This is a genomic window from Delftia sp. UME58, assembly GCF_014170385.1.
Classification (GTDB): domain Bacteria; phylum Pseudomonadota; class Gammaproteobacteria; order Burkholderiales; family Burkholderiaceae_C; genus Comamonas; species Comamonas acidovorans.
Window position 1 is genome coordinate 13586 of record NZ_LZZV01000083.1, and the last position, 19384, is coordinate 32969.

At 69.0% G+C, this 19384-nt stretch carries 15 protein-coding genes; 7 read left to right on the forward strand and 8 right to left on the reverse strand.

What is annotated here, in order from left to right:
* Positions 1 to 149 precede the first annotated feature (149 nt).
* Both lldD and dld read left to right on the forward strand, forming a co-directional pair.
* On the forward strand, positions 150 to 1289 hold the full coding sequence (gene lldD, locus A9976_RS19990; protein ID WP_183020454.1) for an FMN-dependent L-lactate dehydrogenase LldD: 1140 nt from the start codon (positions 150 to 152) through the stop codon (positions 1287 to 1289).
* On the forward strand, positions 1286 to 3046 hold the full coding sequence (dld, locus tag A9976_RS19995; RefSeq protein ID WP_183020455.1) for a D-lactate dehydrogenase: 1761 nt from the start codon (positions 1286 to 1288) through the stop codon (positions 3044 to 3046). Before lldD ends, dld begins: the two co-directional genes overlap by 4 nt.
* A gap of 43 nt (positions 3047 to 3089) precedes the next feature.
* Here dld and A9976_RS20000 read toward each other — a convergent pair whose 3' ends face one another.
* The 4 genes from A9976_RS20000 to A9976_RS20015 all read right to left on the reverse strand — a co-directional run bounded on the left by A9976_RS20000 (position 3090) and on the right by A9976_RS20015 (position 10128).
* On the reverse strand, positions 3090 to 4598 hold the full coding sequence (locus A9976_RS20000) for an aldehyde dehydrogenase family protein (RefSeq protein WP_183020456.1): 1509 nt from the start codon (positions 4596 to 4598) through the stop codon (positions 3090 to 3092).
* 44 nt (positions 4599 to 4642) lie between these two features.
* Positions 4643 to 5533, reverse strand: a complete 891-nt coding sequence (locus A9976_RS20005; protein ID WP_183020457.1) for a transporter — start codon at positions 5531 to 5533, stop codon at positions 4643 to 4645.
* Between the two features lie 117 nt (positions 5534 to 5650).
* The gene (locus A9976_RS20010) at positions 5651 to 7774 is read right to left on the reverse strand and encodes a PQQ-dependent dehydrogenase, methanol/ethanol family (protein WP_183020458.1); all 2124 of its coding nucleotides are present in this window, start codon (positions 7772 to 7774) and stop codon (positions 5651 to 5653) included.
* 143 nt (positions 7775 to 7917) lie between these two features.
* Entirely contained in the window at positions 7918 to 10128 is a 2211-nt protein-coding gene (locus A9976_RS20015) for a TonB-dependent receptor domain-containing protein (protein ID WP_183020459.1), read from the reverse strand.
* 125 nt (positions 10129 to 10253) lie between these two features.
* Here A9976_RS20015 and A9976_RS20020 point away from each other — a divergent pair, with 125 nt between their 5' ends.
* The gene (locus A9976_RS20020; RefSeq protein WP_232245846.1) at positions 10254 to 11408 is read left to right on the forward strand and encodes a helix-turn-helix domain-containing protein; all 1155 of its coding nucleotides are present in this window, start codon (positions 10254 to 10256) and stop codon (positions 11406 to 11408) included.
* A 42-nt stretch (positions 11409 to 11450) separates the two neighbouring features.
* Here the strand turns inward: A9976_RS20020 and A9976_RS20025 are convergent, their stop codons facing one another.
* The 3 genes from A9976_RS20025 to A9976_RS20035 form a co-directional block, all read right to left on the reverse strand.
* Positions 11451 to 12488, reverse strand: a complete 1038-nt coding sequence (locus A9976_RS20025) for a hypothetical protein (protein WP_183020461.1) — start codon at positions 12486 to 12488, stop codon at positions 11451 to 11453.
* Positions 12489 to 12802: 314 nt separating this feature from the next.
* Positions 12803 to 13744: a class I SAM-dependent methyltransferase gene (locus A9976_RS20030; protein ID WP_183020462.1), complete on the reverse strand. Its 942-nt coding sequence runs from the start codon at positions 13742 to 13744 to the stop codon at positions 12803 to 12805.
* 75 nt (positions 13745 to 13819) lie between these two features.
* Positions 13820 to 14635, reverse strand: a complete 816-nt coding sequence (locus A9976_RS20035) for a PaaX family transcriptional regulator (RefSeq protein ID WP_183020463.1) — start codon at positions 14633 to 14635, stop codon at positions 13820 to 13822.
* Between the two features lie 97 nt (positions 14636 to 14732).
* On the opposite strand from A9976_RS20035, the gene A9976_RS20040 reads away from it, so the two are divergent.
* Together A9976_RS20040 and A9976_RS20045 are read left to right on the forward strand one after the other, a co-directional pair.
* A complete protein-coding gene (locus tag A9976_RS20040; RefSeq protein ID WP_183020464.1) occupies positions 14733 to 15509 on the forward strand; it encodes a crotonase/enoyl-CoA hydratase family protein in 777 nt (258 codons plus the stop codon).
* 17 nt (positions 15510 to 15526) lie between these two features.
* The gene (locus tag A9976_RS20045) at positions 15527 to 17095 is read left to right on the forward strand and encodes a class I adenylate-forming enzyme family protein (RefSeq protein ID WP_183020465.1); all 1569 of its coding nucleotides are present in this window, start codon (positions 15527 to 15529) and stop codon (positions 17093 to 17095) included.
* A gap of 54 nt (positions 17096 to 17149) precedes the next feature.
* Here the strand turns inward: A9976_RS20045 and A9976_RS20050 are convergent, their stop codons facing one another.
* On the reverse strand, positions 17150 to 17464 hold the full coding sequence (locus A9976_RS20050; protein WP_013802728.1) for a hypothetical protein: 315 nt from the start codon (positions 17462 to 17464) through the stop codon (positions 17150 to 17152).
* Between the two features lie 165 nt (positions 17465 to 17629).
* Between A9976_RS20050 and A9976_RS20055 the strand changes: the two genes are divergently transcribed.
* Together A9976_RS20055 and A9976_RS20060 are read left to right on the forward strand one after the other, a co-directional pair.
* A complete protein-coding gene (locus tag A9976_RS20055; protein WP_183020466.1) occupies positions 17630 to 18349 on the forward strand; it encodes a methylated-DNA--[protein]-cysteine S-methyltransferase in 720 nt (239 codons plus the stop codon).
* Positions 18350 to 18486: 137 nt separating this feature from the next.
* A complete protein-coding gene (locus A9976_RS20060) occupies positions 18487 to 19278 on the forward strand; it encodes an SDR family oxidoreductase (protein WP_183020467.1) in 792 nt (263 codons plus the stop codon).
* Positions 19279 to 19384 lie beyond the last annotated feature (106 nt).

Genomic DNA, 19384 nt, shown 5'->3' on the forward strand with positions numbered 1-19384 from the left:
AGGGAGGGGGACGACACCCTCGGTGCGGGGCGGTGCGGCCGGCGTAGGCCCTTCCTCGGTGTCCCTGGGTTGGGGTGCGCCAGTCTCATGCGAGATCGCCCCAGGCCAGCGTCCTGTTGACCTATTTTGAAAGACATGAGACCACCATCATGATCATCTCCTCCACCTCCGACTACCGTGCGGCGGCGCAAAAGCGCCTGCCGCCTTTCCTGTTCCACTACATCGACGGCGGCGCCTATGCCGAGCAGACGCTGCGCCGCAATGTGGAAGATCTGGCCGCCGTGGCGCTGCGCCAGCGCGTGCTCAAGGACATGAGCCGGCTGGACACCAGCATCGAGCTGTTCGGCGAGAAGCTGTCCATTCCCGTGGCGCTGTCGCCCGTGGGCCTGACGGGCATGTACCGCCGCCGCGGCGAGGTTCAGGCCGCGCGCGCGGCCGACGCCCATGGCATTCCTTTCACCATGTCCACGGTATCGGTCTGCCCCATCGAAGAGGTAGCGCCCAAGATCAAGCGCCCCATGTGGTTCCAGCTCTACGTGCTCAAGGACCGGGGCTTCATGCAGAACGCGCTGGAGCGTGCCCAGGCGGCCGGCTGCTCCACCCTGGTCTTCACCGTGGACATGCCCGTGCCCGGCGCGCGCTACCGCGATGCGCATTCGGGCATGAGCGGCCCGAATGCCGCCATGCGCCGCTACTGGCAGTCGGTCACGCATCCGGCCTGGTCCATGGACGTGGGCCTGCTGGGCCGCCCGCATGACCTGGGCAACATCTCGGCCTACCGGGGCAGCCCCACGGGCCTGGCCGACTACATCGGCTGGCTGGGCGCCAACTTCGATCCCTCCATCTCCTGGAAGGATCTCGAATGGATACGCGCCTTCTGGAAGGGCCCCATGGTCATCAAGGGCATCCTGGACCCTGAGGACGCCAAGGATGCCGTGCGCTTTGGCGCCGACGGCATCATCGTCTCCAACCATGGCGGCCGCCAGCTCGACGGCGTGCTGTCCTCGGCCCGCGCGCTGCCGGCCATTGCCGATGCGGTCAAGGGCCAGATCAAGATCCTGGCCGACTCCGGCATCCGCAACGGACTGGACGTGGTGCGCGCCATCGCCCTGGGCGCCGACTGCGCCATGATCGGCCGTGCCTTCATCTACGCGCTGGCCGCTGCCGGCGAGGCCGGCGTCAAGCACCTGCTGGAACTATTGGAAAAGGAAATGCGCGTGGCCATGACGCTGACCAGCGTGAGCAAGGTATCCGACATCACCGGCGACCTGCTGGTGCGCCAGCCATGAGCGCGCTGCAGACCCCGGCCGTCTCCCGCGAGACCCTGCTGCTGCAGTTGCGCGAAGCCGTGGGCGCCGCCCATGTGCTCACCGACGACCAGGCCACGCGCCGCTTCCGCAAGGGCCACCGCACGGGCGAAGGGCCGGTGCTGGCCGTGGTACGGCCCGCGACGCTGCTGGAGCAGTGGAAGGTGGTGCAGGCCGCCGTGGCGGCCGGGCGCATCGTCATCATGCAGGCCGCCAACACGGGCCTGACGGGCGGCTCCACGCCCGACGGCGCTGGCTATGACCGCGAGATCGTGCTCATCAACACCTTGCGCATCACCGGCGTGCAGGTCATTGGCGGCGGCGCCCAGGTGGTCTGCCTGCCCGGCGCCACGCTGGACCGGCTGGAGCAGGCGCTGGCGCCGCTGGGGCGCGAGCCGCATTCGGTGATCGGCTCGTCGTGCATCGGCGCCTCGGTGCTGGGCGGCATCTGCAACAACTCGGGCGGCGCCCTGGTGCGGCGCGGCCCGGCCTATACCGAGCTGGCGCTGTACGCGCGCGTCTGCGACGACGGCTCGCTGGAACTCGTCAACCACCTGGGCATCGCCCTGGGCCGCACGCCCGAGGAAATCCTCACGCGGCTGCAAAACGGCGACTACACCGAATCCGATATCGCCCACGATGCGCAGCGCGCCGCCTCCGACCCGCGCTATGCCGAGGCCGTGCGCGCCGTGGACGAGGACACGCCCGCGCGCTTCAATGCCGACCCCTCACGCCTGTTCGAGGCCTCGGGCTCGGCCGGCAAGCTGTGCCTGTTCGCCGTGCGGCTGGACACCTTTCCCAAGGAGCCCAGCACCGTGTTCTATATAGGCAGCAATGCGCCCGACGACCTCACGGCCGTGCGCCGCGAGCTGCTGACCGCGCTGCCGCGCCTGCCGATCGCGGGCGAGTATATCCACCGCACGGCCTACGACATCGGCGAGAAATACGGCAAGGACACCTTCCTGCTGATCGATCGCTTCGGAACGGCCAGGGTGCCGGCCGCCTTCGCCCTCAAGAGCCGCGTGGACGGCTTCTTCGAGCGCTTCGGACTGCGCGGCGTCACCGACCGCGTGATCCAGGCGCTGACCAACCTGCTGCCCAGCCATCTGCCCGCGCGCATGCGCCAGTGGCGTGACCGCTACGAGCACCACCTGCTGGTGCGCGTGTCCAACGACACGGCCGAGGCCACGCGTGAATTCCTCATGCGGCACTTCAGCGGCAGCACCACGGGCGGCTGGTTCGAGTGCGATGCCGACGAGGGGCGCAAGGCCTTCCTGCACCGCTTCGCCATCGCAGGCGCGGCCATCCGCTACCGCGAGGTGCACCGCGCCCAGGTGGAGGACATCGTCGCCCTGGACGTTGCCCTGCGCCGCAACGACCGCGAATGGGTGGAGCAGCTGCCCGCCGAGGTCGAGCGCGACATGGTCCACAAGCTCTACTACGGCCACTTCTTCTGCCATGTCTTCCACCAGGACTACATCGTCAAGAAGGGCGTGGACCCGCTGGCCATGGAGCACCGCATGTGGGAACTGCTGGACGCGCGCCGCGCCGAGTACCCGGCCGAGCACAACGTGGGCCACCTGTACGTGGCCAAGCCCGCGCTGGCAGGCTTCTACCGTGAGCTGGACCCGACCAACACCTTCAACCCCGGCATAGGCCACACCTCGCGCAAGCTGGGCTGGGAGGAATGCTGCGACCGGCCGGGGGGATGGCCCAAGGGGTATTCGGAGGCATCCTGATGCCAGGTGCAGGCGGGCCAGGGAGCGGCCCGCCGTATCCGGCTCACAGATTGATGAACACCGACTTGGTCTCCAGATAGGCATCCAGCGCGGTGCGGCCCATGTCGCGGCCCATGCCGGACTGCTTGTAGCCGCCGAAGGGCATGCCCGGGTCCAGCGTGCTGTGGCAGTTGACCCAGACCGTGCCGGACTGGATCTTGGGGATCAGGCGGTGGACCTTGGACAGGTTGTTGGACCAGATGCTGGCGCCCAGGCCGTAGGGCGTGTCGTTGGCCCAGGCGGCGACTTCGTCGAGGTCGTCATAGGGCATGGCCACGAGCACGGGGCCGAAGATCTCCTCGCGGGCGACGCGGTGGTCGTGCTGCACGCCGGTCATCACCGTGGGCTGCACGAAGTAGCCGCGCTGGCCTGCGCGGGCGCCGCCCGTCACCACCTCGGCGCCCTGGCTGCGGCCAATGTCGATGTAGCTGCAGACGCGCTCCATCTGCTCCTGCGAGACCAGCGGGCCCATCTGCGCGCTGGGGTCCAGGCCATGGCCCAGGGTGAGCCTGGCGGCCTGGTCGGCCACGTCGGCCACCACGCGGTCGAACATGCTCTTGTGCACGTACAGGCGCGAGCCCGCGCAGCAGACCTGGCCGTGGTTGAAGAAGATGGCATTGGCCGCACCCGCTGCCGCCGCGGCCGGGTCGCAGTCGTCCAGCACGATGACGGGGGACTTGCCGCCCAGCTCCAGCGTGATGCGCGTCATGTTGTCCATGCAGGCATGGCCGATGAGCTTGCCCACCTCGGTCGAGCCCGTGAAGCTGACCTTGTTGACCAGCGGGTGCGAGACCAGGGGCGCACCCGTGCCGGGGCCGTCGCCCGTGACCACGTTGAACACGCCGGGCGGAAAGCCCGCTTCCTGGATCAGCTCGGCCAGCATCAGCGCGGTCAGCGGCGTCTGCTCGGCAGGCTTGAGCACCAGGGTGCAGCCTGCGGCCAGCGCGGGCGCCAGCTTCCAGGTGGCCATGAGCAGGGGGAAGTTCCAGGGCACGACGGCGGCAACCACGCCCACGGGCTCGCGCCGGGTGTAGGTGAACATCTGGGCCTCGGGCGCGAAGGGCACGGAGTGCTCGTGCGTCATGCCCTCGATCTTGGTGGCCCAGCCGGCCATGTAGCGGATGGAGTCGATGGCCATGGCGATGTCCACGGCGCGCGCAATGGCGGCGGATTTGCCGTTGTCCAGCGATTCGACCTCGGCCAGGGCCTGGGCATGGGTCTCCATGAGGTCGGCCAGGCGCAGCATCAGGCGCTCGCGCTCCACGGGGCGCATGCGGCCCCAGGGGCCCAGGTGCAGCGCGCGGTGGGCGGCGCGCACGGCCAGGTCCACGTCGGCAGGGCCGGCGCTGGCGACTTCGGCGATCACGGCCTCGGTGGCCGGGTTGACGGTGGACAGGCGCTGGCCGGTCCGGGCCGCCACCCATTGGCCGTCGATGAAGAGGTCATGCGTGCCCCGGTTGAGGAAGGCGCTGGCGCGCTCGGTGATCTGGTGCTGGATATCGCTGAGGTTCATGGTTCGCTCCTTGGTGGATGGACAGAGGTCGGGGGACCGGGGGGTCAGAACACTTGCAGTAGACGAAGGTTGATGCGGGCGTTCTCCTTGAAGCCCTGGCGCACATGCAGGTCGCGGCCCACGGTGGCCAGCAGCTGCGTCTTGGGCGCGACAAAGACCGCGCCGCCGAACGAGACCTTGGTGGTGGACTGGCGGTCGCCTTGCGCCACGCCGTTGACCTGGGTCTCGCCGCCCGTCAGGTGCGACAGGCCCAGGCGCAGGTCCGAGGTCTCCGACAGGTGGTAGCGCAGCAGGCCCTGGAACTGGAACTGCGCCTTTTGCTTGAGCGTGGCGCTGTTGGCGCCGAAGTCGTCGTTCTTGCCGAAGACGGTGACATCGGCCGCCAGGTCCATGGTCACGCTCTTGCCCAGCGGCTTGATCCAGCCGGCCTGCAGGGCGGCCTTCCAGCGGTTCTCGCCCAGGCTCAGCGGGTCGTTGCGGTTGTACTGGCCCGTGGGCAGCCAGACAAAGGGGGTGATGCCGAAGTGCTCCTTGTCGCCGGGCTTTGTCAGCCACAGGGTGGCGGCCAGCATCAGGTCGCCCACGCCGGTATTGCTGCCCATGGCCGCGATATCGCGCGAGGCCGACAGGCGCCCGAAGGGCAGCAGGAACTGCGGGTCGATCACATAGTCGCCCAGCTTCATGAAGTGCACGCCGCGCGCTATGCCGATGTCCGAGGTCAGCCTCGGCCGTATCGGCGCCTGCTCGCCATTGGCGTAGAGGCTGTCGCGCGTGGCGTGCTGGTAATAGACCATGCCCAGCGTGGTGCCCGGAGGCAGGGCGGTGTAGTCGCCTGCGTCGATATCGACGGCGTGGGCGTTGAAGGCCGTGCTGGCGGCCATTGCGGCCGCGGCTGCGAGGGCCAGTGATGCGCGTTGACGGGGTTTGAATCGCATGGCGGGATTCCTGTTTGGGGGTTTTCAGGCAAAGGCCGTCCCTGGCCTGCTGCGGGGCAGCAGGGCCGGGGATATGCCTGTGAGAGGTGGGGGAGGGAGTGGGGCGGCCCGGGCTGCCTACTTGGGCCGCACCGCGTCGGCCGTGCCCTGGATGAAGGCCTTGATCTTTTCCACGTCGTCCATGCTCAGCTTGCCCGTGAAGTCGGGCATGCCGCGCGACATGGCCGGGCCCTTGAAGATGAACTTGTCCAGGTGCTCGATATAGGCCGGGTCCAGGTAGCCGAGGTTGGGCAGGTTGCCGCCCCGGTCCACGCCGGGCACGCCGTGGCAGAAGGCGCAGTTGCTGACGTACAGGGCCGTGCCTTCGGCCACCAGGCTCTTGTCGTAGGGCACGCCCTGCAGCAGCTTGCCCTGCTGGTAGGCGACGAAGGCGGGCGCCTCGGCCTTGCCGTCCAGCGCGAAGGTGTAGACCGTGCCCGGGCCCTTGCGCTCGGTGTGGCGCGCGGCCAGGCCGTAGACGCCGCCCCAGCCCACGGCGATGGAGACGTACTGCCGGCCATCGACCTCATAGGTGATGGGTGCGGCCACCACGCCCGTGCCCGTGGGCTTTTCCCAGAGCTTCTTGCCGTTGCGCGCGTCATAGGCCACGAAGCGGCCGTCAGCCGTGCCCTGGAACACCAGGTTGCCCGCCGTGGCCAGCGTGCCGCCGTTCCAGGGCGAGGCATGCTCCACGCGCCAGCGCTCCTTTTGCGCCACCGGGTCCCAGGCGATCAGGCGGCCGAAGGGCGTGCTCTTGGGCGGCTCCATGTTGATCAGCGTGGCCGTGTTCCAGCCGATGTTGCTGTGCGGCTCGGGCAGGGAGCCACCGTTGAACTTCCAGTTCTTGTTGTCCTGCAGCGTCAGCGGCACATGCTGGGCCGGCAGGTAGGCCAGGCCCGTGTCGGGGCTGTAGGACATGGAATGCCAGTTGTGCGCGCCGAAGGGGCTGGGAATCACGTCGCGGGCGCGGTCGCCGCTGCGCGCGATCGGTGTCTCGATGGGCCGGCCCTTGGCGTCGTAGCCGCTGGCCCAGTTCACATCGACGAAGTTCTTGGCCGAGATGAACTGGCCGTTCGTGCGGTCGATGACGAAGAAAAAGCCGTTCTTGGGCGCATGCAGGATGACCTTGCGCGGCTTGCCGCCGATCTTGATGTCGGCCAGCACCATGGGCTGGGTGGAGGTGAAGTCCCAGCTGTCGCCCGGCGTCTCCTGGTAGTGCCAGACGTACTCGCCCGTATCGGGGTTCAGCGCCACGATGCTGGCCAGGTACAGGTTGTCGCCACCGGCCGGGCTGCGCTTGGCTTGCGCCCAGGGCGAGCCATTGCCCGTGCCGATGTACATGAGGTTGAGCTCGGGGTCATAGGCCATGGTGTCCCAGGCCGTGCCGCCGCCGCCGGCCTCCCACCACTTGCCGGCCGGATCCCAGGTCTTGGCGGCGCGGGCCATGGCCTCGTTCTCGAACGGCTTGGACGGGTCGCCTGGCACGGTGAACCAGCGCCACTGCTGCGCGCCGGTCTCGGCGTCATAGGCCGTGACATAGCCGCGCACGCCGTACTCGGCGCCGCCGTTGCCGATCAGCACCTTGCCCTTGATGACGCGCGGCGCGCCCGTGATGGTGTACGAGTAGGCACGGTCGATGATGGTGTCCTGCTCCCAGACCTTCTGGCCCGTGGCCGCGTCCAGCGCCACCAGGCGGCCATCGAAGGCGCCCACATACACCTTGCCCTTGTAGACCGCCACGCCCCGGTTGACCACGTCGCAGCAGCCCTTGAAGCCGTTGGCGCGGTCCACGCCGGGGTCGTAGCTCCACAGGCGCTTGCCGGTGCGCACGTCCACCGCATGCACCACGCTCCAGCTGGCCGTGACGTACATGATTCCATCGACGACCACGGGCGTGGACTCCACGCCGCGCGTGGATTCCAGGTCATACGACCAGACCAGGCCCAGCCGCTTCACATTGGCCGTGTCCAGCTGCCTGAGTTTGGAAAAGCGCGTCTCGCTGTAGTCCATGCCGTGGCTGGGCCAGTCCTTGGAGCTGCGTGCGTTGTCGCGGATGCTCTGCGAGTCGATGCGCGAGGTGACGGCGCGTATGTGCTCGGGCGAGCCTTTGCTCGGCAGGCCGGCCTGCGCCAGGGCGGCGCCCGGCAGGGCCAGCGCCAGGCCGGCGGCCAGCAGCGTGGAGGAAAGCACGTGGGTCTTCATGTTGTCTCGTCTCCTGTATGGTTTGTTTTTGCGTGCATGGCGCTGGGGGGCAAGGGCACCATGTGGGAGACGATAAAAAAAGCGGCCTCGTGTCACAACATTCGGATTTTCCCGGGGGCGGATCTGTACCGCCGTGGAACAGCTCAGAACGTCCGGCTGACCGTCACCCCGGCCGACAGCCCACGGCCCGCACCCGGTTCGAAGAACCGCTGGTTGCCCTCGTTGACGATGACCGACCCTGCAAAGCGCCGGTCGAACAGGTTGTCCAGCCGTACAAAGGTCTGGGCGCTCCATTGCTGCCATTGCCGTGACCAGCGCAGGCTGGAGCCCCAGACGGTGTAGCCGGCCGCGCGGTCGGTGTTGCGGTCGTTCACGGCCACGGGGCCGCTGTGCAGCATGTCCACGGTCCAGGTCCATTGCGGCGACAGCTGCCAGGCCAGCTCGCTCCACAGGCGGCGCGGCGCGGTGCCGGCCAGGCGCGCGCCGGCATCCACCGGGGCGGTGGGCGTGGTGCAGGGCGTGGCCTCGCAGGTCAGGAAACTGTCGCGGTAGCGGGCCTGCAGCAGGGTCAGGGCGGTGCTGGCCGTCAGCCGTCCCCATTGGGCGTTGCCCGAAAATTCCAGCCCCCGGCGCAGCGTGCGGCCTGCGTTCTGGTAGGTGGCGCGCCCGCCCATGTTGGACAGCACGGTGAGTTCGCGCTGGGTATGGGTCTCGAACAGCGTGAGGTTCCAGCCCGCGTTGCCGTGGCGCCCGCGCAGGCCGACCTCGACGGTGTTGTGGGCGCTGGCGGCCAGGCCGGTGTTCAGGCCACTGCTCATGCCATTTTGGCCACCGGGCCGGTAGGCCACTTCGTTGAGCGTGGGCGTCTCCATGCCCCGGCCCACCGATGCGTGGGCCACCAGGTCCGGCAGCAGGTTGACGCGCAGGCCCAGCGAGGGCAGCCAGCCGCGCCAGGCCATGCTGCCGCTGTCGTCGCCATTGCCGGCTGCGATGTAGTGGTCCTCGGAGCGGTAGCGCACGCGCGCCTGGCGCAGGCCGGCGCTCAGGGCCAGGCTCTGCGTGCTCCATTCGGCCTGCAGGTAGGGGTCGGCGGAGCGTGCCTGGTTGCGTTCGTCGCGGCGCAGCCGGCCCTGCACGCCGAGCTGGCTGCCGATGAAGTTCTCGTAGCCGCGCCGGGTTTCGCCCTGCCAGTCGTAGGCCAGGCCCGCCGACCAGTCCAGCCGGCCGCCGGCCACATCCTCATGGGTGCTGCGCCAGCGCAGGTTCAAGCCTGCGTAGTCGCGGTCCAGGTCGATCACGCCGCCTGAATGCGAGGGCGGTGCCTGCGTGGCCACGGGAATGGACTGGTACTGCAGCACGGAGCGCGTCCCCGCATAGGCCATGAGTTCCAGGCGCCGGCCCGCGCCGAACTGGTGCTGCCAGGCGGCACCCAGCTGGCGCTGGCGCACGCTTTTGCGCGTATTGAAGCGCAGCGCGCTGGCCGTGGTCTGGCCGGGGTCGGCCTCGAACTCGGCGCGTGTCAGGCCCAGCGGGTCCTGGGCGCTGGCGCGCTGCTCCTGGTACTGCAGCAGCCACTGGTCGTCGCCCTGCTTGCGCGACAGCTTCATGTGGGCCGTGCTGCGGTCGGCGGCCGACTGGGGGCGCATGCCGTCGGTGGCGAAGCGCTCGATGTGAATGGCATAGCGCCAGGGGGCGGAGCCGCCATCCGCCTGGTCCGGCTTTCCGCCCCCGATCGTGCCGCGCAGCTGGGTGGACAGGCGCCACAGCCCGTCCGGCCCCACGGCCATGCCGCTGCGCCACAGGCCGGGTTCCTCGCCATCTTCGGTGTACAGCAGCAGCGCACCGCCTGCGCTGTTGCCGTAGAGCACGGCGGCCGGGCCGCGTACCACGTCGATGCGTGCCGCATTGCCCAGCGTGAAGTTGGCGGCCTGGCCCTGGCCATCGGGCGCGCCTGCCGGGATGCCGTCCACGTACAGGCGCAGCCCGCGCACGCCAAAGGTGGAGCGCGCGCCGAAGCCGCGCACCGAGATCTGCAGGTCCTGGGCGAAGTTCTGGCGGTTCAGCACCACCAGGCCCGGCACGCGCGCCAGGCTCTCGGACAGGTTGATCTGCATCTGCCCCTCGCGCAGCACCGTGCCGTCCACGCTGTCGATGGCGGCCGTGGCGCCCCACAGGTCGGGGCCGGCGCCGGGCTGGCTGGCCGTGATGACCACGGGGGCGAGCAGGGCCTCGCTGGAGTCCCGCGCTGCGTCCGCCGCGTGGGCGGGCAGGGCGTGCAGCGTACAGGCCAGTGCGGCGCCCAGGGTGGGCAGGGCGGGGAGGGTGTGTCTTGTGCTGTGTGGGGAGCGTGTCATTGCGGGCGGGCCTGTGGCGATGCCCGAGGTTACCGAGCCCGGCAATCCGTTCCAACACGGGTGATTTCCCTAGTGCTGTCCTGTGCCGTGGCGGAACAACAATCGCGGCAGTTTTGATGTCCGTCATGCAACAGCCGCCTCCCGCCCCACTGCCCTCCAACCCCTTCTATGCCACGCGCCAGGACCGGGTGGCGCTGGCGCGCGAGCGCTATTTCGAGCGTGGCGAGCGCCCCTCGGGCCTGGTGTCCGAGCCCGTGCTGCAGTCCTGGACGCGCTGCCTGGGCGCCAGCCGCAGCCCCGACGAGAAGATCAGCTTCGACCCGGTCAGCAAGATCCGCACGGCCACCTTGCTGACCCGCAACCGCGCGCTGATCGAGGCGGCGCGCGACCCCATCGCCGAACTCGAGACCGTGATCGCGGGCAGCCAGGCGCGCGCCATGCTTACTTGCAGCGAGGGCGTGGTGCTGATCGCCTCGCGCCCCACGCCGGGCGATGGCCCGCTGCTGCTCACTGCCGCGCGCGTGGGCGTGAACATTGCCGAGGATGCCGTGGGCACGGGCGCACCCGGCGTGGCCGTGCGCACGGGCGAGGTCTGCCATGTGCGCGGCGGCGAGCATTTCTTCCGCTGCCTGGCCTCGCTGCACTGCGCGGCCGCGCCCGTGCGCGACGCCAGCGGGCGCACCGTGGCCATGCTGGACCTGAGCAGCGAGGCGGGCCCCTTTCGCTTCGATGCGGGCGCCATGGCCCACATGTACGCCACCTGCATCGAGAACCGGCTGCTGGTGGGCGCCGCACGCATGCACCTGCTGCTGCGCTTCCAGTCCAGCCGCAGCATGTTCGGCACGCCGCTGGAAGGGCTGGCCGCCGTGGATGGCGAAGGCATGGTGCGCTGGTTCAACGGCGTGGGTGCCCAGTTGTTCGACTGCCCGCGCCGGCCTCCCGAAGGGCTGGCGGCAGAGGAAGTCTTCGGCCTGGGCCTGAACCGGCTGCTGGAGCTGGCCCACCACGGCCAGGCACGCCCGCAGATGCTGCCCACGGGGCTGACGCTGTGGATGGAGGCGCGGCTGGATGAGGGATCTTCCCAGGTCGAGGAGGTGCTGCCGGCCATCGAGGCCCTGCCGCCACCCGCCGAGGCGCCGTCCTCCCTGGGCGAGGCCAGCCGCGAGCTGATCGAGCAGGCCCTGGCCCGCTGCCAGGGCAATATCTCGCAGGCCGCCCGCATGCTGGGCGTCTCGCGCGGGCTGCTGTACCGGCGCCTGCGCGAGTGGGGGCGGCTGTAGTGGCCTGTCCGCCTGCTCATGGCTGGCCGGGCGTGGATCGCTTCAAGCGGGGTTTGCTGCGGGGGGCGGGCCTGAGCGCACTGCCGGGCATTCATGGATGCCCGTTACCACCGAGCGAGGTATGAAATCCACGCGCTTGCTTTTCTCGCCTATTGCACGAACCAGGAAATGACCATCGGACTCGACCAGAATGCGTAGAGGAAGGGTGTCATTGGGAAAGGCGCTGTCTTTGAGTCGAGGCAGGGCCTTGGCCCCCTCGGGCGTCCACGATAGCACCGCACATGTTCTAGCACCTGATGCTGTTATCTGTAGTGCCGCCCCCGCCAGCAGGGCGCCCGACGGCGGATAGATGCCAAGGAGCGCGACAAGGCCTATGCTCAGCAGCGCAGCTCCTGCCAGAGAGTCGCCTGGCTTCGTTACGACGGCGATGAGCCGGGCTCCGGCGAGTTGGAGCAAGCCCAAGCCGACAGCGCCTGTCAAAGTACACAGTGCCAGTATTCCGAGGCTGCCTCCATTGCCATGGGTCGCGCGCGCGGCCAGCATGACCACATAGGTCATGAGCACGAGCTGGGGTAGCATGGTCGCCATCAGCAGGCCCCGAAAGCTCCAAGATGTCTCGCGCCATTTCGGCACCTGTGGATGGAACCGAATGGCGACCCACAGGATCAGGACGGCCAGTGCGGGGCACATGAGCAAGAACGCCAGTTCCAGCCAGATCGAATACTCGTCGAGCCACTGCATGGGTAGCAACTCCACTATTCCCAGGGCCACTCCGGGAGGCGCGAGAGACAGGAGCCAGCCGCCAATGATGGCCTTGGAGACAGCAGGCTGTCGGCCTTGGCTGGGCTTATCGTGCTGTCCTTGCAGCAGATCGATCAAGCGCTTGGAACCCTGCGGCGTCATGGGGGTGAACAGTGCCAGCGTCGGGGACAGCAGAAAGCCGGTCAACAGAGCGATGAGCAGGACCAGCAGCACGAACAGCGATGGCAGGGCCGTGATCATCGTGGAGGAGGTGATGCTCAGCGGAACCTTCTCTTGCTGTATGAAGGAGAGCATGTAGAGCATGGCGATGGACAGCATGAGACCTGACATAGGCAGGGCCCTGTCGTTAAGCCACAGTGATGCTCTGCTGAACTGCTGCCAGTGTCCCTGCGCGTCCGGCGGCACCGACCCTGGCTCTCGCTGTATCGCAGCGGCCACTTGCGGCGGCGCTGGTGCCGCCTTTCGCACAGTCTTTCTGGACGCCACTTTCTCCTCCTTCTCGATGAATTCTATGGATGCCGCGCTCCTGCCCCCACGCTGCTTTCCTTGTCAGCACCGCCAACGGGCAGCATGGCCTGCCTGTGGAATGAGGACGCGAGATACCAACCTGCTCCAGGAAAAGAGCCTGGCGATCAGGCCGTGGACGCGGGTGCGCGGTAGGCCAGCACCTTGAGGCTGCGTTCGGGATCGATGTCGGCGAAGGCGCCCGGGTTGGCCACGCGCTCCACGAATTCCAGCTCGGGCGCATGCTCGCGCATGTGCTCGCGCAGGAAGGACGTGCCCATCTCGGGCGCGTTCAGGCACAGCAGCACATGGCCGCCGGGGCGCAGCAGGTCGGGTAGGCGGCGCATCAGGCGGGCATAGTCCTTGGTGGCGACGAAGCTGCCCTTCTGGTAGCTGGGCGGGTCCACCACGATCAGATGGTAGGGCCCGCCGCGCGTGATCTTTCCCCAGCTGCTGAAGATGTCGTGGGCCAGGAAGCTGGCGCCCGACAGCTCGTTGAGCCGGTGGTTCTGCTGGCCCGTGGCCAGCGCGCCCTGGGCCATGTCCATGTTCACCACCTGGCGGGCGCCGGCCTGCAGCGCCACCACCGAGAAGGCGCAGGTGTAGGCGAACAGGTTGAGTACCTTGAGGCCGTGGCGATGCTCGGGATGGGCGGCCACATGCGCGCCCACCCAGCGCCGGCCCTCGGCCATGTCCAGGAACAGGCCGTGGTTCTGGCCCCGCAGCACGTGCACGCGATAGCGGGTCCCGGCCTCGGTCACCACATGGGGGTCGGGCACTTCGCCGGCCATGAGGCGTGTCTCGGCGGGGGCGGCGCTCTGGCGCAGCTGGTAGACCCAGTTCAGGGGCTGGCCGGCAGCGATTTCACCCCAGCGCCGGCCCAGCGCGTCGCCGATGGCGGCCAGGGCATCGGCGTCCAGCGGCGCGAAGCTGGTCAGCACCAGCACAGGGGGGAAGATATCCAGCGCCAGATGTTCGCAGCCAGGGTGCAGTCCTCCGCGTCCATGGAAGATGCGTTGGGCGTCGGTGGAGGGTTCCATCCGGGCGATGGCGTCGAGCAGGGCTTGCATGGGAGATCGAAGACAGGGGGAAGGCGCTGGCCGCTGCCGGCGCGAAGCCCGCAAGTGTATGCAGTTTGCAAAGCCTCAGGACGCCCCGCCGTCTTGCAGCCAGCGCAGCCACAGTTCCAGTGCCTTGTCCTGGTAGGTCCGCAGGGCCTGATGCAGCGCCTGGCGCGCGTTCGAAGGCATCAACTCCTCGGGCAGCAGCGGGTCGCGCAGCAGGTGGGCGATGGCCTGGCGGCCCAGCAGCAGGGATTCGCGCAGGGCCGAGGGCAGGGGCATGCCGTCCAGGCGCGCATGGCTGGCCTGTACCACGCCCAACCAGTGGCGGTGGGCCGACTGCAGCGCCCGCACATCCCACAGAGCGCGAGCCCGGGCCAGCGTGGCCTCGTCGAAGTCCTGCGCCAGGAACATCAGGGCCGATCCCGACAGGCCCAGGGCGTGCAGTTCCTCGCGCTGGACCGCCAAGCCCCCGGCGAGATTGTCGGGGCGCACCAGCAGGCCCTGCTCCAGCATGGCGAAGCCGCGCAAGCCCAGGGCCAGCTGGTGGTGGCGCCAGCGTGTCTTGTCCGAGCGCGGCACGGCCGCATCGTGCACGGCCAGCCATCGTCCCTGCCAGGGCGTGCGCCGCGACTCGCGCAGCCGCCAGCCATCCACCGTGCGCGACAGCGACGGACCCTGGGCCTGCGCCTGGTAGCTGCCGCGCCCGTGCCGCGCGATCTTGCCCTGGGCCACCAGCCGCGTGAGGCTGACGCGCACCGTGGTTTCCCCAAGGCCGAGCAGCGCGCCCGCGCGCAGCAGGGCCGAGGCCGGCAGCGCCTGGCCGCGCGCCATCAGCAGGTCCAGCATCAGGTCGGGGCCGCTCGGGCGCGGCGACACGACATTACATGACTTGTCCATCGTTGTGAAACCTTGCAATGCTTCCTAGCATGCATTGCAGCATGTCCCGGACCTGGCATCCGGCGCGGGCGGGACAGCGTTATTCAGGAGCTGAGGCATGGAATTCGTGGATTTCGCGGTCGATGGTGCGGTATGCGTCATCACCATGAACCGGCCGGGCAAGCGCAACGCGGTGCACCGGCCCATGGCGCAGGAACTGCGCCAGGCCTTCGGGCGCTTTGAAGAAGACCCGGCATTGCGCGTGGCCATTCTGGCGGGGGCGGGCGGGCACTTCTGCGCAGGCGCGGATCTGGGGGCCGTGTCCGATCCCGACCTGCGCAACGAACTGGACCCGGCAGGCGGCGGTGCCGGGCCCATGGGCCCGACGCGGCTGGCGCTGTCCAAGCCTCTGATCGCGGCGGTCAACGGCTACGCGGTCGCCGGCGGCCTGGAACTGGCCTTGCTGGCCGACCTGCGCGTGGCCGACGAGGACGCGGTCTTCGGCGTGTTCTGCCGGCGCTGGGGCGTGCCGTTGATCGATGGCGGCACGGTGCGCCTGCCGCGCATCGTGGGCATGGGCCGGGCCCTGGACATGATTCTGACGGGCCGTGCCGTGCCTGCGCCCGAGGCCCGGGCCATGGGCCTGGTCAACAGCGTGGCGCCGCCCCAGGGCGCCTTGGTCGAGGCGCTGGCGCTGGCGCGGCAGATCGCGGCATTTCCCCAGCAATGCATGCTGGCAGATCGCGCATCGGCCTATGCGCAATGGGACCTGCCGCTGGCCGAGGCCCTGCGCAACGAAGGCGCGCGGGGCACGCCCATGGTGGTGGCCGAAGGCCAGGCCGGTGCGGCCAGTTTTGTGGGAGGAGCGGGCCGCCATGGCCGCTTCGAGGATTGAGGCAGCAGGAGATCTACATGCATTCGAACACCGTGCCGGGCGGCGCACAGGCGCGCCAACCCACCTATCTGGAATTGATCCGTCGGGGCGCGCGCCAGCACGGGCCGCGCACCGCCGTCACCTATGGGGACCAGAGCCTGAGCTTTGCCCAGGTCGATGCCCTCAGCAGCCGGCTGGCGCATGCGCTGCACGCGGCGGGCGTGGGCCAGGGCTCGCGCGTGGCCCTGCTGCTGGGCAATGGCCTGTACAGCGTGCCGCTGGATTTCGCCTGCGTCAAAGGCGGGCTCAACCGCGTGCCGCTCAATGCGCGGCTGTCGCTGGCCGAGCATGTGGCCATGCTGGGGGAGACCGGCTGCACGCACCTGATCTTCGGCGAAGGGCTGGCGCCGCGCGCGCAGGCGCTGCGCGAAGCCATGGGTGGCCTGGACTGCCTGGGGCTGGGAGCGGCCTTTGACGGATCGGCCGACCTGCTGGCGCTGGCCCAGGGACAGCCGGAACAGGGGCCCGACATCGAGGTCGGGCCCGACGATGTGGTGCTGACGCTGTTCACCTCGGGCACCACGGGCACGCTCAAGGCGGCCCAGCACACCCAGGCCTCCTATGCGGGCATCTGCCGCAACGTGCTGCTCAACCTGCTGCCGGCCACGCCGGGCGATGCCATGCTGCACGCGGCGTCCATGATCCATGCCAGCGGTGTCTTCGTGCTGCCGTTCTGGCTGCGTGGCGCGCGCACTGTGATCCTGCCGGGGTTCGAACCCGGCCAGTTCCTGGCCACGCTGCAGCGCGAGCGCGTGACGGCCATCAACCTGGTGCCCACCATGCTGCAGATGCTGCTGGAGCACGCGGACTTCGCAAAAGCCGATGTGCCTGCGCTGCGGTATGTGATCTATGGTGCCTCGCCCATGCCGCGCGCCGTGCTGGAGCGGGCCATGGCCCATTGGGGCAGGCAGCGCTTTTGGCAGTACTACGGACAGACCGAGGTACCGCTGTGCCTGGCCGTGCTCAGGCCCGAGGACCATGTGGACGAACTCATCGGCTCGGCCTGCGGCCAGCCCTGCATCGATGTGGAAATGCGCCTGCTCGACGACCAGGGCCGCGATGTGCCGGCTGGCGAACCCGGCGAGATCACCGTGCGCGCGCCCTCGGCCGTGGCCGGCTATCACGGCGCGCCCCAGCTCACGGCCGAGACCTTCACGCCCGATGGCTGGGTGCGCACGCGCGATGTGGGCGTGCTGGATGCGTGCGGCTTTCTGCACCTGAAGGACCGCAAGTCCGACATGATCATCAGCGGCGGCTACAACGTCTATCCGCTGGAGGTGGAGAACGCGCTCATGACCCACCCGGCCGTGCGCGAGTGCGCCGTGGTGGGCACGCCGCATGACAAATGGGTGGAGACGGTCACGGCCGTGGTGGTGCTCAGGCCCGGCCAATCGGCCGAGCCCCAGGCGCTGATGGACCATGTGGCGGGCCAGCTGGCCTCCTACAAGAAGCCGCAGCGCGTGGTCTTTGCCCAGGAGATCCCCAAGACCGCCGTGGGCAAGCTCAACCGCCGCCTGCTGCGCGAGCAGCTGCGCGGGCAGGCCTGAGGCCTGCCGACGCATCTTGCGCAGGCCGCGTTGCGGGTTCCCCAGAGGCGGGCCTCAATGCCGCCAGCCGCGCCGCACCTCGAAGAAACTGCATTCGCCGTCGCCCAGGCCCTGCATGCCGGCCTCGGTGGCGGCGCGCGCGGCCTTCATCCAGCGGGCGAAGGCGAGCTTGGCGTCGTCGCTGATTTCTTCAGGGGGCGTGTCTTCCAGGCCCTCTACCAGGTACAGGGTTTCACTGACCTGCTCGGCGCTGCCGAGCTGGCGTTCGAGCACGCGGGCATAGCGTGCCTCGGCCTTGTTGCGTTCCTGCTCGGGCAGGTTGGGGTAGTCACACAAGGTGACGGTGAAGGCGGCTTCTTGCATGTCCATGGTTCACGAGGTGAGGAATGATGACTGGTGAAATATACAGTAATAACTGGCTGCACATCCAGTATTAAACCAGTGTTTTTTTACAGTGTTTTCCCGAATCGGCTGGCGGCGGGGCGCAACCGGCCGCATCCGGCCACAATCGCCTGCCAGGAGAAAAGCACTGCCATGACGAACGAATCGAGCACCGGCCATCCGGCATGGGACCCCGAGGCCACGGGCCATGCGCTGTTTGCCACGCGCGTGGGGCCCTGTGGCGTGGCCTGGGGCGCCTGCGGCCTGGTGGCCTTTCAGTTGCCCGAGGTGGACGGCCCCGCTGCCACGCGCACCCGCATGCTGCGCGGCGTGCAATTGCGCAGACCGGGCAGCTACGCCGCAGCGGCGCGGACCGAGGACCTGCCGGTCAGCGTGGCACAGGCCATCGCCGGCGTGCAGGTGCTCATGGCGGGCCATGGCGAGTGGACCTTGGAGCCTTCCGCGCCCAGCGCGCGGCAGTTGCGTGACGGCCCGGTGCTGCCCGATCTGCGGGCACGGCACATGCTGCCCGCAGGCGAGGCACTGCCGGATCTGGCCGAGCTGGCACTGGACTGGCACGGCGTGTCGGACTTTCACCGCCGCGTCTATGACCTGACGCGCGCCATTGCGCCCGGCCATACGCGCACCTATGGCGAGATCGCGCGCGAGTTGGGCGAGGTGGGCCTGTCGCGCGCCGTGGGGCAGGCGCTGGGCCTCAACCCTTTTGCGCCCGTGATTCCCTGCCACCGCGTGCTGGCTGCCGGCGCCCAGCCGGGCGGTTTCTCGGGCGGCGCAGGTGCGCTGACCAAGCTGCGCATGCTGGAGATCGAAGGGGCGGCCTGGGGCGGCACGCGCTCGCTGTTCGGGGATTGACGGGCCGGACACGCATGTGACATGCGGCACAGCAGGGCGGCTTGCACAATCGCCGCTGCAGGCTGTTCCGCTTGGGGATGGCCGCCCTCCATTCCAACCATGACCGGAACACAAGACCCGGCGCAGGAGACAGACGAATGACTCGCAATGTGCAGCAACTTTTCGACCTCACCGGCAAGACCGCCCTGGTGACCGGCGGCTCGCGCGGCCTGGGCCTGCAGATGGCCCATGCGCTGGGCGAGGCGGGCGCCAGGATCATGCTGAGTTCGCGCAAGGCCGCCGACCTGGAGGAAGCCGCCGCCGAGCTGCAGGCCGCAGGCATAGACGCCCGCTGGATTGCCGCCGACTGCGCCAACGAGGCCGACATCGAGCGCCTGGCCGCCGAGACCCTGGAGCGCCTGGGCCAGGTGGACATCCTCGTCAACAACGCGGGCGCCAGCTGGGGCGCGCCGGCCGAGGAGCACCCGGTGGCCGCCTGGGACAAGGTGATGAACCTCAACGTGCGCGGCTACTTCCTGCTGAGCCAGCAGATCGCGCGGCGCAGCATGATCCCGCGCAAGACCGGGCGCATCATCAACCTGGCCTCCATTGCCGGGCTGGGCGGCAACCCGCTGGGCATGAAGACCATTGCCTACAACACCTCCAAGGGCGCAGTCATCAACTTCACGCGCGCGCTGGCCGGCGAGTGGGGCGTGCACGGCATCAACGTCAACGCCATCTGCCCGGGCTTCTTCAAGACCAAGATGGCCAGCGTGCTGATCGAGACCCTGGGCGAGGATGAAATGAAATCCCACGCCCCGCTGCGCCGCCTTGGCGACGACGAAGACCTCAAGGGCCTGACCCTGCTGTACGCCAGCGACGCGGGCAAGCACATCACAGGCCAGTGGGTGGCCGTGGACGGCGGCGTCAGCGCCCTGGTGGGCGGTTGAGCCGCAGCGGCGCTGCTGCCGAGGTGACAGTTTTTCCCGCAGATCGGGCCGCCGCGCGCGGTGGCGCCTGCCGGCGCCCTTATGCTCGGCTCCATTGCGATCCGAA

Bases quoted from the DNA above. Each gene is read 5' to 3' on its own strand.
- A9976_RS20005 (WP_183020457.1), bottom strand. From the start codon at position 5,533: ATGCGATTCAAACCCCGTCAACGCGCATCACTGGCCCTCGCAGCCGCG.
- A9976_RS20050 (WP_013802728.1), bottom strand. From the start codon at position 17,464: ATGGACATGCAAGAAGCCGCCTTCACCGTCACCTTGTGTGACTACCCC.
- A9976_RS20055 (WP_183020466.1), top strand. From the start codon at position 17,630: ATGACGAACGAATCGAGCACCGGCCATCCGGCATGGGACCCCGAGGCC.
- A9976_RS20045 (WP_183020465.1), top strand. From the start codon at position 15,527: ATGCATTCGAACACCGTGCCGGGCGGCGCACAGGCGCGCCAACCCACC.
- A9976_RS20015 (WP_183020459.1), bottom strand. From the start codon at position 10,128: ATGACACGCTCCCCACACAGCACAAGACACACCCTCCCCGCCCTGCCC.
- A9976_RS20035 (WP_183020463.1), bottom strand. From the start codon at position 14,635: ATGGACAAGTCATGTAATGTCGTGTCGCCGCGCCCGAGCGGCCCCGAC.
- A9976_RS20040 (WP_183020464.1), top strand. From the start codon at position 14,733: ATGGAATTCGTGGATTTCGCGGTCGATGGTGCGGTATGCGTCATCACC.
- A9976_RS20010 (WP_183020458.1), bottom strand. From the start codon at position 7,774: ATGAAGACCCACGTGCTTTCCTCCACGCTGCTGGCCGCCGGCCTGGCG.
- A9976_RS20025 (WP_183020461.1), bottom strand. From the start codon at position 12,488: ATGCTGTCCATCGCCATGCTCTACATGCTCTCCTTCATACAGCAAGAG.
- dld (WP_183020455.1), top strand. From the start codon at position 1,286: ATGAGCGCGCTGCAGACCCCGGCCGTCTCCCGCGAGACCCTGCTGCTG.
- A9976_RS20000 (WP_183020456.1), bottom strand. From the start codon at position 4,598: ATGAACCTCAGCGATATCCAGCACCAGATCACCGAGCGCGCCAGCGCC.
- A9976_RS20030 (WP_183020462.1), bottom strand. From the start codon at position 13,744: ATGCAAGCCCTGCTCGACGCCATCGCCCGGATGGAACCCTCCACCGAC.
- A9976_RS20060 (WP_183020467.1), top strand. From the start codon at position 18,487: ATGACTCGCAATGTGCAGCAACTTTTCGACCTCACCGGCAAGACCGCC.
- lldD (WP_183020454.1), top strand. From the start codon at position 150: ATGATCATCTCCTCCACCTCCGACTACCGTGCGGCGGCGCAAAAGCGC.
- A9976_RS20020 (WP_232245846.1), top strand. From the start codon at position 10,254: ATGCAACAGCCGCCTCCCGCCCCACTGCCCTCCAACCCCTTCTATGCC.